We start from the raw sequence: 12,684 nt of genomic DNA on the forward strand, positions 1-12,684 counted from the left end.
GGGTCTCAGCGAGGAACGAGCTGAGGCCCGGTCCCACCGAGGCCGGGCCGCCGCGGGCGGGCTGGCGGCGGAGCCCCGGACTTCTCGTCGGCGCTCAGGCAGGCCCGCCCAGCCGTGGGAGCCCCGCTACAGGAGGTCGCCGCGTCCGGCGTCACGCAGCGCCGCGACGATCGCCTTGACGTCCTGGGCGCGCTCGCGGGTGGTGACGAGGAGCGCGTCCGGGGTGTCGACGACGACGACGTCGTCGAGGCCGACGACCGCGACCACCCGTCCGGACGCCGGGACGACGAGCCCGGTGGCGTCGCGGCCGAGCACGAGGGCGTCGTCGCCGAGGACGGTCAGGCGGGCGCGGTCGGGGTCCTCGAGGAGGCCGGCGAGCGAGTCGAAGTCGCCGACGTCGTCCCAGCCGAGGGCGGCCGGCACCACGACGACCCGGCCGGCCGCGGCGGCCGGCTCGGCGACGGCGTGGTCGAGGGCGATCCGCGGGAGCGTCGGCCACACGTCGTCCAGGGTGTCGGGGTCGGCCGCGATCGAGCGCAGCGCGGCGGCGAACCCGGGGTCGCCGGCGGCGAGCAGGTCGAGCAGCACCGTGGGCCGGACGACGAACATGCCGGCGTTCCACCGGAACTCCCCGGTCGCCAGGTACTGCTCGGCGACGTCGGCCGACGGCTTCTCGACGAACGCCGCGACGTGCGCGGTGCCGGGGTGCCCGTCGAGCGGCGCGCCGAGGTGGATGTAGCCGAACGCGGTGGAGGCGAAGGTCGGCTCGATCCCGAGGGTGACCAGCCACCCGTCCTCGGCGGCCCGTACGGCGGCGCGCACGGCGGCCTCGAAGGCCTCCGGCTCGCTGATGACGTGGTCGGCGGCGAAGGACCCCAGGACGGCGTCCGGGTCGCGCCGCTCGAGGAGGGCGGCCGCCAGGCCGACCGCGGCCATCGAGTCGCGCGCCGACGGCTCCGCCAGGACGGCGTCGGCGGTCAGGCCGGGGAGCTGGTCGACGACGGCGTCGCGGTGGGCGCGACCGGTGACGACGAGGAAGCGGTCCTCCACGAGCGGGGCGAGCCGCGCCCGGGTCTCCTGGAGCAGCGAGCGGCCGGTGCCGGTGAGGTCGCGCAGGAACTTCGGCGCCGACGAGCGCGACAGGGGCCAGAGCCGGGTGCCCGCTCCCCCGGCCGGCACGACGGCCCAGAGTCGGTCGATGGCGGGTCCGGGCGTCGTCATGGGGCGGAGACTAGCCAGTCGCCGGCCTGCGCGAGACTGCAGGCGTGCCTCCCGCCACGACGTTCGCCGCCGTCCTGACCGCCCAGCTGCGCCGCGACGCCGGGCGCCCGCTCGTCACGTTCTACGACGAGGCCACCGGGGAGCGCGTCGAGCTCTCGGTGACGACGTACGCGAACTGGGTGGCCAAGGCCGCCTCCCTGCTGGTCGACGAGCTCGACCTCGGGCGCGGCGCGACGCTGCGGGTCGACCTGCCGCCGCACTGGCTCGGCACCGTCTTCCTCGGCGCGGCCTGGACCGCCGGGCTCGTGGTCACCGACGACGACGCCCCGGACGCCGTCGTGTGCGGGCCGGACTCGCTCGAGCGGTGGGCACCCCAGGCCGAGGACCGGGTGGTGCTGGCGTGCGCGCTGCTCCCGATGGGGGTGCGCTTCGCCGGGGGCGTCCCGGCCGGCGTCCACGACGTCGGCACCGAGATCTGGTCGCAGCCCGACGCGTTCACCGCGTGGGACCCTCCCGCGGGCGACGACGTCGCCCACGACCTCGGGGGCACCGCGGTGACGCAGGCCCAGCTGTGGCAAGCAGCCGCCGCCGGGACTCTCGTCACCGACGGCGGCCGCCTCCTGTCGGAGACGAACCCGGCTTCCCCACCGGGTGTCGCCTCCTTCACGGAGCCGCTGGCACGCAGCGGCTCTCTCGTCCTGGTCGTCCAGGCCGGACGGGAGCGTCTCGAGGCGACCTACGTCGCCGAGCGCGCCACCGCCCGCTTCCCTGCCTGAGCGACCGGACATCCTGGGGTGTCGGGCCTCACCCGATCCGGTCGTAGGCGTCGAAGCCGGTGCCGAGCAGGGTCGGTGCGCCGAACCCCTTGCGGTAGCCGCGGACCAGGTACATCTCGCCGGTGCCCTTCTTGCGCACCACCAGGTCGGGGTGACCGACGAGGCCGACGTCGCTGATCCCGCTGGCGATGTCGTAAGGGCTCATGTCGAAGGTCATCGTCTTGATGGAGCCGGTGAGGCCGCCGGGACCGTTGCCGTGCAGGATCTGCAACCGGTTGCCGTTCCGGAACAGGCTGTCCGGGGCCCCGTCGGCGCCCCAGAGACCGATCGGGATCTGCCGGAACGCCGAGACCGCGCTGGAGGCGACGTAGCTGGCGCCGACGCCCTTGCCGCCGGCACCGGGGTAGATCCGCATCGAGCCGTTCTTCGGCTGGCCCATCAGGTCCGGCCAGCCGTCGCCCGTCACGTCGCCGGCCGCGGCGAGCAGCCGCACGCCGGCGAAGCCCGTGGCGATGGGCATCCCGGTGCGGAAGCCGCCCTTGCCGTTGCCGCCGGCGAGGTACAGCCTGCCGTCGCCGCCGCGGACCATGATGTCGGAGAAGCCGTCCCGGTCCCAGTCACCGGCGTTGAAGAAGGCGGTGGCGCCGGCCAGGCTGACCTCGGTGACGATCGGCTTGCCAGCGACCACCGACGTCCCGCGCTTGACGAGGGGGACGACGACCGCCCGCCCGTCGGACTTGCGGCGCACCAGCACGTCGGGCTGGTCGGAGCCGGCGAGGTTCGACTCCAGCTGCCGGCCGGCGAACCCGGCCTGCGCCTGGGCGGCGAGCTTCCGGATCTCCGGCAGCTTCGCGTAGAGGTACCGCCCGGGGCAGGCCGTCGAGCCGGCGTCGCGGTGGCCGTTGATGGCCTGGAAGTTGCGTGAGGTGACGAACTGCTTCGTCGAGGCCGCCTTCACTCCGTGCAGCGAGAGCTTCCAGCCGAACAGCACGCCGTAGGCCTGGACCATGGCCTGCGAGGGCTGGGCGATGTCGTAGTTGCCGATCGCCGACATCGAGAAGGAGTCGTCGTTGTAGCCGAGGGTGTGCGCGCCGACGACGGCGCGGTCGACGCCGCCGTACCGGCCCTCCCAGATGCGACCGAACCGGTCGACCAGGTAGTTGTAGCCGACGTCGCTCCAGCCGCGCGACTGGGTGTGGTAGGCGTAGATGCCCCGCAGGATCGCCGGGACGTCCTTGGCCTTGTAGTTGTTGGCGTTCACCGTGTGGTGCACGAAGCCGGCGTGGACCTCGTAGTAGTGCAGCGAGCTCGCGTCGCGCATCCGCTCGTCGGCGCCCCACTGGGCCCGCGAGTAGATGACCGGCCTGGGGGTGTAGGTCGCGGCGGCGAGCTCGAGGTCGCCGGCCGACGACGGCAGGGCGCCGCCCCCGGTCGTTCCGACGGCCGGGGCGGCCGTGCTGCCGCCCGTGGCCGTGCCGGCGGGCGCGGTGTCGAGCGCGGGCAGCTCCTTCTTCGACTCCGCGGCCACGCCCGGGTCGATGACGGCGAGCTTGACGTCGGGCGGCGCGGCGGCGTCGCTGACGATCTTCACCTGGACGTCGTCGACCTCGCCGACGAGCAGCTCGTCGGTGCCGGGGCGGGCCTTCCTGGCCTCCGCGCTGTCGGGGTCGGGGCCGTGGTCGTCGTGGTACTCCATGTCCAGCCAGGACGACCAGCCGGCCTCGTCGCGGGTGCGGACCTGGATCGCGATCTCGTCGTCGGGGACGACGGCGCCGTGCTCCCACGTGACGCCGACCGCGCCGTAGCCGGTGACCTTCTGCGGTGTGCTGACCAGCTGGGTCGCGCCGCCCCGCGTGAGCGTGGCCCGCGCGGCGAGCATGCCGGGGGCGATCCGGGCGCCGCGGGGTGCGGTGAGCGAGACCTCGCGGACCGTCGGGTCGACGACCTTGGTCGGCACCAGCGTCGGGACCTGCTGCGCCTCGGCGTACGCGGCGAACGCGAGCGAGGGGGTGGCCGCGGCGGTGCCGGACGACGACGTGCCGGCGCCGTCGGGGGCGGGGCCGAGCTCGATCGAGATGACCCGGGCGGCCGGCGTCAGGACGGCGCAGATGACGCCGAGGACCAGCAGCTGCTGGCACGCGGTGACGAACCGCGGGTGCTTGGGGTGGGTGGACGTGGCGTTCTCAGATGACATGTTTTCAGCAGCTCCAGTGCGAGGGGAAGAGTCACACGAGACGCAACTTTCACATCAGTCACAGGGGTTGGGAAGGGAATCTGAGTAACTACATGACTGTAATTTCCACTCGACACGCCGCCGACTTCGAGATTTGTCAATTCTCGCGAGCGGTGCGGGTCGCGGCGCGGCCAGGTCACGCACGGCCGACGGACGGGGCGCCCACGGATCACGTGGGTCGGCGGACACCTCAGATGTCGGCGCCGAGCTCCTCGTCCATCTCCTCCTCGTTCTCGGGCGTGACGTCGTCGTCGTACTCGAGGAAGCGGATGCCGGCGTCGACCGGGCCGTCGTAGGCCAGCCGGCCCTCCTCGAGGACCAGGACGCGCGAGCACATCCGGCGCACCGAGCCCGCCGAGTGCGAGACGTAGAAGAGGGTGCGGCCGCTGTCGCGGATCTCCCCCATCCGGGCCAGGCACTTCTTCTTGAACGGCCGGTCCCCCACCGCGAGGACCTCGTCGGCGAGGAAGATGTCGGAGTCGACGTGGATGGCGATGGAGAAGCCCAGCCGCGCGCTCTGGCCCGACGAGTAGTGGCCGACCTGGGTCTCGAGCTTGTCCTCGAGCCCGGCGAAGTCGACGATCGCGTCGAACTTGCGGGCCAGCTCCTTCTCGGTCATGCCGAGGATGGCGGCGTTGAGCTCGAGGTTGTCGCGCCCGGTGAGCTGGGGGTGGAACCCCGCTCCGGTCGCGATCAGCCCGGCGATCCGACCGCGCGTGAGGATCGAGCCCGAGTCGGGCCGCATCACGCCGTTGATCATCTTGAGCAGGGTGCTCTTGCCGGAGCCGTTGAGGCCCATCAGGCCGATGGACTCGCCCTGCTCGACGGTGAACGACACGTCGTCGACGGCGTTGAACTCCGCGATCGTCGGGTTGCCGCGCAGCTTGGCCACCGTGATCTGCTTGAGGGTGCGCTGGTAGCGCTTGGTGAAGGTCTTGGTCGCGTGCTCGACGCGGATGGAGTCGGCCACGTCAGAGCCTCTCGGGGATCTTGTTCTCGAGCCGGCTGAACACCAGCTGGCCGATGCCCAGCACCACGAGGGCGACGAGGACCATCACGAGCCCGCGCTCGACCAGGTGGTCGGGCATGACCGTCTCCTGGTCCGTGCTGCCCGTCCAGAACGCGCGCTGGAACAGGATCACGGCGTTCGCGAGCGGGTTCAGCATGTAGTACGGAGCGAAGCTCCCGAAGCGCTGGTCGACCATCTCGTAGCTGTAGATCATCGGCACGCCGAAGCGCACCACGTTGGTCAGGATGGCGACCACGCTGCCGACGTCGCGGAAGAACACGTTGGCCGCACTGAACATCAGCGCCAACCCGGTGCCGAGCACGCTGATCAGGACCAGCGCGATGAAGAAGCACAGCACCCCGGTGGCGTCGGGGCGCCAGCCGGAGAACAGGCAGGCCACGACGAGGATGACCACCTGCGGGAGCACGTGGTAGAGCGAGACCAGCATCGAGGCGACGGGGAACATCTCCCGTGGCATCGCCATCTTCTGCACGATCTGCCGGTTGCGCACGATCGAGCGGGTGCCGGCGTTGAACGTCTCGTTGAAGAAGTGGACGATGATCAGCGCCGAGAAGATGTGGATCGCGAAGTTCGGCACGTTCTTGTGGAGGGCGAAGATCGTGCCCATGATGAAGAAGTAGATGCAGAACTGCGACAGCGGGTTGATGTAGGACCACAGCAGGCCGAGCACGGAGCCCTGGTAGCGGGCGCTGATCTCGCGCGTCACCAGCAGCTTGAGCAGGTAGCGCCGCTGGAAGACCGCCTTCAGCCCGTTGTCGGCCGTCGGTGGGGCCAGCGGCGGCAGGTCCTTCTCGGCCAGGGCCCGGGCCGCGTCGGTGGTGGTGTCGGTCATCGCATCTCGCTCAGTCGTCGGACCCGGGCTCGGAGTTGGCGTCGGTCAGCCACGGCTGGAAGGTCTTCTCCCAGGTGGCCGGCGACGTCATGTCGTCCATCGCGGCGCGGTAGCGCTCGGCGAGCTCGTCCCAGCCGCTCGCGAGCTCGCGGTGCACGGCGAGGGTCCGCTTCACCAGGTCGAGGAACTTCGCGCGGTCGCGCTTGTAGAACGCCGTCGAGGACCCGTCGGGCAGGGTGACCAGCGCGGAGTCGTAGCGGGCGATCTTGTGCCAGCGCGCGTCCTGGCCCATGATCTCGGCCTCGGGGTTGACCTGGGCGACCGCGCGCGGCTGCCGCAGCTGCCGGATGGGCTGGATCAGCGCCTGGATCGTGGCGGCCTTGCCGGAGATCACCGGGGAGGGCTCGCGTCCCTTGCGGGGCAGCCGGTGGCGGCGCACCTCCGGGAGCTGGCCCGGGTCGGTGATGTAGGTGGCGTCGTCGAAGCCCTTCACCGACGCCTTGAGCTCGGGGAGCGTGGTGAGCAGGAGGTCGTGCAGACCCTCCGGGCCGGCGAGGACGTCGAGGAGCGCGCGGTGCCGCAGCTCGACGGTGGAGTACTGCATCGACACCAGGTGCTTGATCTGGTGGTTGAGGCTCTCCTGCACCATCCGGCCGCCGCGCGGGTACTTCGAGTGGAGCAGCGCGGCGATGAACCGGTTGCGCACGTGGAAGTAGGACTGCCAGTCGAGGGCGTCGTTCTTGTCGGTCCACGGCACGTGCCACACGGCCGCGCCGGGCAGGCTCACCGTCGGGTAGCCGGCCTCCTTGGCGCGCAGGCCGTACTCGGAGTCGTCCCACTTGATGAACAGCGGCAGCGACAGCCCGATGTCGGCGAGCACCTGGACCGGGATCAGGCACATGAACCACGGGTTGTAGTCGACGTCGATCCGGGCGTGCAGCCAGCGGGTCGAGCGGATGTTGCGCTCGTTGAGGTCCCACTGCGGCACCACGCCGGGCGCCGAGCCCCACCAGAACGTGTACGGCGACACCTTCTCGCCGAAGCTGTGCAGCTGGGCCTTCTGGTAGATCGAGAACATGTGTCCGCCGACGATCGTCGGCTTGCGGCCCAGGTCGCCGAAGGTGGCGGCCCGGACGATGCCCTCGGGCTCGCACTCGGTGTCGTCGTCGAGCATCATCACGTACGTCGACCGGCCGGCCTTGAGGCCCTCGTACTGCGCCCGGGCGAACCCGCCGGAGCCGCCGATGTTGCCCTGCTCGATGATCCGCAGGGTGTCTCCCAGCGCCTCGCGCGCGGCCGGGAAGAACTCGGAGTCGACGAGCTTCTTGGTGCCCTGCTCCATCACCAGGACCTCGTCGACGAGGTCGTCGAGCTCCTCGGCGCCACCGAGCTGGGTGAGCAGCTTGGCGCAGAAGTCCTGCTGGTTCATCGTGGTGATGCCGATCGTGACCGTGCCCCTCGTGGCGCGGTCGAGCGGCACCTCCGCGGTCCACTCGGCCGAGCGCACGACGGCGTCCTCGTCGGTGGCCACGACGTCGTACCAGTACCAGCCGCCGTCGGTGAACGGCTTGAGCGTGAGGTCGAAGGAGAACTCCCCCGCGTCCCCCTCGACGGTGCCGGAGTCGACGCGCTGCGACCGGCCGTTGGCCATCGAGCGGTAGACGATGACGCTGGCGCCCTCGCCCTCGAGCCGCACCGTGAGGCGGACCTCGGAGACGACGGTGTGCCGGCGCCAGTACGACGCCGGGAAGGCGTTGAAGTAGCTGCCGAACGACATCGTCTCGCCGTGCTCGACCTTGAAGGCGGTGCGGGAGAGGATCTGGTCGGGGTGCACGACCCGCACGCCCTTGGCGGCGGTGGCCATCCGGGTGGTGATCGCGTTGGCCTCCTGGGCCGCGCGGGTGTGGCCGATGTCGAACTTGTCCGCGTCCAGGGCCAGGGGGTCGGGGTCGACGTACAGGCTGATGACGTCGGTGTCGCGGTCGGCCGGCATGATCTGCCGCATCAGCTGGACCCGGGCCATCCCGGCCGCGTGCGACGCCGCGCCCTCGGTCGTCTGGGTGTGGGTGATGCTCATGCGGGGTCCCCTCGGAACTGTTCGGTGGAGGAGCGGGGCGGGAGGGGCGCGGAGCCCCGGGGGGTGGCACTCACTGGTCGACCCCTCCGCTGGTGAGCTGGGCGCCGTCGGCGAAGTGCGGCTTGAGCTTGTTCTCGTACATCGACAGCGCCGAGCCGATCGCCATGTGCATGTCGAGGTACTTGTAGGTGCCGAGGCGCCCGCCGAAGAGCACCATCGGCTCCTGCTTGGCCAGGTCGCGGTACTTCAGCAGCTTGGCGCGGTCCTCGGCGGTGTTGATCGGGTAGTACGGCTCGTCGTCGTCCTCGGCGGCGCGGGAGTACTCGTGGACGACGATGCTCTTGCCCGGCAGGTAGGTGCGCTCGGGGTGGAGGTGCTTGAACTCCAGCACCCGGGTCCACGGCACGTCCTGGTCGTTGGCGTTGACGACGCCGGTGCCCTGGTAGTCGTCGACGTCGACGGTCTCCTGGACCAGGTCGACGGTGCGCCAGGACAACCGGCCCTCGCTGTTGGCGAAGTACTCGTCGACCGGGCCGGTGTAAACGATCGGGACCTTGCCCTTGTACTGCTCGGCGAGGCCGTTCGAGGGGTCGAGGAAGTCGGTGTCGACGCGGACCTCGATGTTGGGGTGGTCGGCCATCCGCTCGAGCCAGGCGGTGTAGCCGTCGACCGGCAGGCCCTCGTAGGTGTCGTTGAAGTAGCGGTTGTCGAAGGTGTAGCGGACCGGCAGGCGCGTGATGATGTCGGCGCTCAGCTCGGTGGGGTCGGTCTGCCACTGCTTGGCGGTGTAGCCCTTCACGAAGGCCTCGTACAGCGGCCGCCCGATGAGGCTGATCGCCTTCTCCTCGAGGTTCGCGGCGTCCTTGGTGTCGATCTCGCTCGACTGCTCCGCGATCAGTGCGCGGGCCTCGTCGGGGGTGTGGGCCTTGCCGAAGAACTGGTTGATGAGCGCGAGGTTCATCGGGAACGAGTAGACCTGTCCCTGGTACTTCGCGAAGACGCGGTGCTGGTAGCCGGTGAAGTCGGTGAACCGGTTGACGTACTCCCACACCTTCTTGTTCGAGGTGTGGAACAGGTGGGTGCCGTACTTGTGCACCTCGATGCCGGTCTCCGGGTCGATCTCGGAGTAGGCGTTGCCCCCGAGGTGGTAGCGACGCTCGATCACCAGCACCTTCAGGCCCAGGTCGGCGGCGCACCGCTCGGCGACGGTCAGGCCGAAGAAGCCCGAGCCGACGACGACCAGGTCGGGCTGGTCGGGCGGGGCGGACGGTGCGGACCGGGCGGGGTCAGTCGTTGCGGCAGACACGATCGGTCAGTCTACGGATGCTGCCACCCTCCCCCGATTCCGCAACGCCCACGACCGTGTCACAACCGCGACCGGACGCCGCACGGGTCCCGTGTGACCGGGCCCACGCCGGGTCCGCGGATGCCGTCGTGGCGGGATCGGACGCGTAAACTGCGCCCATGCAGGAGTCCGTGGGCGTGCGCGCCGTTCTCGAGCGCAACTTCGGGTACGCCTGGGCGGCCGGCATCGCCATGGCCGTCGCGACCGTCGTGTTCGCCGCCGTCGCCGAGCTGCCGATCCGCGACCCCGACAACTTCGTGCCCGGCTACATCCGGTTCCCCGCGATCGTCTTCGGCGCCATCGCGCTCGACGTCCTGCCCCGGCTGGTCTGGCGCCTGACGCACGGCTCCCACGGCGCGGTCGAGACCCTGCGCGGGATCATGCGGGAGCGCTGGACCAAGGCGCACTGGCTCTTCGCCCTGAGCGGCATCGGCGCCTGGTACCTCACCTACGCCGCGTTCCGGAACCTCAAGAGCTTCGTGCCGTTCGTCAACGGCAACAACTGGGACGCCGAGTTCCGCAAGATCGACCAGGTGCTGTGGTTCGGTCACGACCCCGCCGTCCTGATGCACGACCTGTTCGGCACCGGCATCGCCTCGCACGTCTTCTCCGGCGTCTACTTCATCTGGATCGCCCTGGTGCCGGTGAGCATCGCGATCGCCCTGGTCTGGACCCGGTCGCGGACCGCCAGCTCGTGGTACGTCACCGCGGTGGCCTTCGACTGGCTGCTCGGCGCGGCGGTGTACCTGATGCTGCCGTCGGTCGGCCCGGTCTACACCGAGGCGCAGCGCGGCCAGTTCGACGGCCTCGCCCACACCTACAACACCGACCTCGCCGACAGCATGTGGGACGACCGCGTCACGGTCGTCGGCGACGTCTTCGGCTCGGGCACCCTGCAGACGATCGCGGCCTTCCCGTCGCTGCACACCGGCATCATGGTGACGATCTGCGTCTTCGCCCAGTACGTCGGCCTGGCCCGCTGGATCCGCGTGGTGTCGTGGCTCTTCCTCGGCCTCACGATCGTGGCCACCCTCTACCTCGGCTGGCACTACTTCGTCGACGTCCTCGGCGGCGTCGCGCTCGGCTCGGTCACCGTCTGGCTCGCCGCCCTGGCCACCGGCAACCACGACGGGCTCCGTCCCCGGCTCAAGCGCGCCGAGGTCACCGACGAGGTCGCCTCCACCCCCGTCTCGTGAGCTCACGCCGACCCGTCGCCCATCGGTGACGGGTCAGCGTGTCTGGCGCGCCGACCCGTCGCCTATCGGTGACGGGTCAGCGTGTCTGGTGCGCTGACCCGTCACCTATCGGTGACGGGTCAGCGGCGGCCGGACGTCACGACGAGCGCTGAGGTCGGGCCTCGGGCGAGAGCCGCGCGAGGCGACGGGAGTCGCGGGCGGCGCGGACGACGTTGCGGGCCTCGGCGCGTCCACCGCGCACCGGGCTGAGCAGGACGACGGCCACCGCGATCAGCCACGGCTTGGCGCGCACCAGCGCGTTCTCGCCGTAGCGGCGGTGGACGACGAACAGGTTGCGGTACATGTAGTAGCCCTTCCAGCCCGCCAGGTCGTGCTGCTGGTCGAAGTCGAGCCGGCGCACCAGGACGGCGTCGCGGACCGCCCAGATGCGGTAGCCGGCGCGTCGGGCGCGCACGGCGAAGTCGACGTCGTCGTAGAAGATGAAGTAGGCCGGGTCGGGCAGGCCGATCGCGTCGATCACCTCGCGGCGCACGAGGAATCCCTCGAAGGCGACGTTCTGCACCTCGACCAGCTCGGGCATCGCCGCGCGGGTGCCGAAGTCGGTCTCGACCATCGAGGTCTTCGGCTTGATCGCCAGCGGGTTGCGCAGGTCGAACCGGGTCGCGGCCTTCTCGACCAGGGCGCCGCGGCGGTCCTCGCGCACCGACGTCAGGCACGCCTCGTCGACGGCCATCAGCGTCGCGAGACAGTCGGCTGCCGGGAGGACGTCGTCGTCCATCAGCCAGATCCGGTCGTAGCCCTGCTCGTGGGCCGTGCGGACGGCGAGGTGGAAGCCACCGGCGCCGCCGAGGTTGTCGTCGGTGCGGATGACCTGCAGGCCGGGCGTCGCGGCGCGGGCGAGGACGTCGGCCGTGTGGTCGTCGCTGTGGTTGTCGACCACGATCACGGCGTCGGGGGCCGGCTCGAGCGCGGCCAGGCCGGCGAGCATGCCCTCGAGCAGGTCGGCGCGGTTGTAGGTCACCACGACGACCGCGACCGTCTCGGCCGCGCTCACGCCAGGTACTTCCGGTGGCCGGTGAAGTCGCCGCGCAGCCCGGCGTACGCCGCCCGGGCGCTCATCGCGATGCGGCCCGGCCGGCGCCGGGTGAAGAGGTAGAACCAGACGGTCTTGACCCAGAACATGCCCACGTAGGGCCAGCCGCGGTAGGCACGCAGGTTGACGGTGTTGTTGCGGGCCATGCAGTAGTGCTTGAGGTCGCTCGGCGTGTGGTTGTACGTCGTGCGGCCGAACATCATCGGGGTGCCGAGGTCGTCGGTGGCCGGGTTGGTGAAGATCGCCTCGACGACGGTCGCGATCCGGGCGCCGGCCCGCTCGGCACGCCAGAGGTACTCGACGTCGTCGCCCCAGATGAAGAACTCCGCGCGCGGGACACCGATCCGCTCGACCAGCTCGCGGGTGACCAGGACGCCGTTGAACGGGATCACCACGCCGGGGATCAGCCCGTCGCGCGCGGCGGCCTCCACCTCGGCCATCCGGTGCACCACGCGGGTGCCACCGGGCAGCCGGATCGGGAAGCACAGCCGCGCGGGGTCCTGCTCCGCGACCACGGCCGGGCCCCAGAAGTCCAGGTCGGTCCGCTCGAGCAGCAGCGCGAGGCAGTCGGGCTCCGGGACGGCGTCGTCGTCCATCAGCCAGACGAGCTCGGCGCCGCGGTCCATCGCCCAGGTGAGCCCGGTGGCGAAGCCGCCCGCGCCGCCGGTGTTGGAGTCCAGGGTCCGGGTCCGCACCCGGTCGCGACCGTCGTGGGGGAAGCGGCGGCGCAGCCACTCCCCGGTGCCGTCGGTGGAGGCGTTGTCGACCACGAGGACCTCGGCGACCTCCGGCACCTCCAGGAGCCGGTCGAGCAGCCGTTCGAGGAGGGGGAGCCGGTTGAACGTCACCACCACCGCCACGACCTGCACGACGCAGACCCT

General features: G+C 71.0%; 10 protein-coding genes. 2 read left to right on the forward strand and 8 right to left on the reverse strand.

Features of this window, described 5'->3' with window-relative positions; all coding sequences use genetic code 11:
* Nucleotides 1–126: 126 nt before the first annotated feature.
* On the reverse strand, nucleotides 127–1,221 hold the full coding sequence (locus tag E4623_RS00545; RefSeq protein ID WP_134764581.1) for a sugar phosphate nucleotidyltransferase: 1,095 nt from the start codon (nucleotides 1,219–1,221) through the stop codon (nucleotides 127–129).
* Nucleotides 1,222–1,265: 44 nt separating this feature from the next.
* Between E4623_RS00545 and E4623_RS00550 the strand changes: the two genes are divergently transcribed.
* Nucleotides 1,266–1,997, forward strand: coding sequence for a TIGR03089 family protein (locus tag E4623_RS00550; RefSeq protein WP_134764582.1), 732 nt, complete (start codon nucleotides 1,266–1,268; stop codon nucleotides 1,995–1,997).
* Nucleotides 1,998–2,025: 28 nt separating this feature from the next.
* On the opposite strand, the gene E4623_RS00555 is transcribed toward E4623_RS00550, so the two are convergent.
* The 5 genes from E4623_RS00555 to glf form a co-directional block, all read right to left on the reverse strand.
* Nucleotides 2,026–4,191: an N-acetylmuramoyl-L-alanine amidase gene (locus E4623_RS00555; protein WP_134764583.1), complete on the reverse strand. Its 2,166-nt coding sequence runs from the start codon at nucleotides 4,189–4,191 to the stop codon at nucleotides 2,026–2,028.
* 229 nt (nucleotides 4,192–4,420) lie between these two features.
* A complete protein-coding gene (locus E4623_RS00560) occupies nucleotides 4,421–5,200 on the reverse strand; it encodes an ABC transporter ATP-binding protein (RefSeq protein ID WP_134764584.1) in 780 nt (259 codons plus the stop codon).
* Nucleotide 5,201: 1 nt separating this feature from the next.
* Entirely contained in the window at nucleotides 5,202–6,092 is an 891-nt protein-coding gene (locus E4623_RS00565; RefSeq protein WP_134764585.1) for an ABC transporter permease, read from the reverse strand.
* Nucleotides 6,093–6,102: 10 nt separating this feature from the next.
* The gene (locus E4623_RS00570) at nucleotides 6,103–8,169 is read right to left on the reverse strand and encodes a glycosyltransferase (RefSeq protein WP_245154760.1); all 2,067 of its coding nucleotides are present in this window, start codon (nucleotides 8,167–8,169) and stop codon (nucleotides 6,103–6,105) included.
* A 70-nt stretch (nucleotides 8,170–8,239) separates the two neighbouring features.
* Nucleotides 8,240–9,475 carry a UDP-galactopyranose mutase gene (gene glf / locus E4623_RS00575; RefSeq protein ID WP_209020432.1) on the reverse strand — a complete coding sequence of 412 codons (1,236 nt, stop codon included), beginning with the start codon at nucleotides 9,473–9,475 and terminating at the stop codon, nucleotides 8,240–8,242.
* Nucleotides 9,476–9,633: 158 nt separating this feature from the next.
* On the opposite strand from glf, the gene E4623_RS00580 reads away from it, so the two are divergent.
* Nucleotides 9,634–10,710, forward strand: coding sequence for a phosphatase PAP2 family protein (locus E4623_RS00580; RefSeq protein ID WP_134764587.1), 1,077 nt, complete (start codon nucleotides 9,634–9,636; stop codon nucleotides 10,708–10,710).
* A gap of 136 nt (nucleotides 10,711–10,846) precedes the next feature.
* On the opposite strand, the gene E4623_RS00585 is transcribed toward E4623_RS00580, so the two are convergent.
* Nucleotides 10,847–11,764 (reverse strand): glycosyltransferase family 2 protein, encoded by a 918-nt coding sequence (locus E4623_RS00585; protein WP_134764588.1) that lies wholly within the window; start codon nucleotides 11,762–11,764, stop codon nucleotides 10,847–10,849.
* The gene (locus E4623_RS00590) at nucleotides 11,761–12,672 is read right to left on the reverse strand and encodes a glycosyltransferase (protein WP_134764589.1); all 912 of its coding nucleotides are present in this window, start codon (nucleotides 12,670–12,672) and stop codon (nucleotides 11,761–11,763) included. The genes E4623_RS00585 and E4623_RS00590 overlap by 4 nt, the downstream gene beginning before the upstream one ends.
* Between the last annotated feature and the right edge of the window lie 12 nt (nucleotides 12,673–12,684).

Origin of the sequence: Nocardioides sp. 1609 (genome assembly GCF_004522105.1) — a bacterium.
Taxonomy (GTDB): domain Bacteria; phylum Actinomycetota; class Actinomycetes; order Propionibacteriales; family Nocardioidaceae; genus Nocardioides.

Coding starts and splice junctions, on each gene's coding strand:
- E4623_RS00545 (WP_134764581.1), bottom strand. CDS start 1,221: ATGACGACGCCCGGACCCGCCATCGACCGACTCTGGGCCGTCGTGCCG.
- E4623_RS00570 (WP_245154760.1), bottom strand. CDS start 8,169: ATGAGCATCACCCACACCCAGACGACCGAGGGCGCGGCGTCGCACGCG.
- E4623_RS00555 (WP_134764583.1), bottom strand. CDS start 4,191: ATGTCATCTGAGAACGCCACGTCCACCCACCCCAAGCACCCGCGGTTC.
- E4623_RS00565 (WP_134764585.1), bottom strand. CDS start 6,092: ATGACCGACACCACCACCGACGCGGCCCGGGCCCTGGCCGAGAAGGAC.
- E4623_RS00580 (WP_134764587.1), top strand. CDS start 9,634: ATGCAGGAGTCCGTGGGCGTGCGCGCCGTTCTCGAGCGCAACTTCGGG.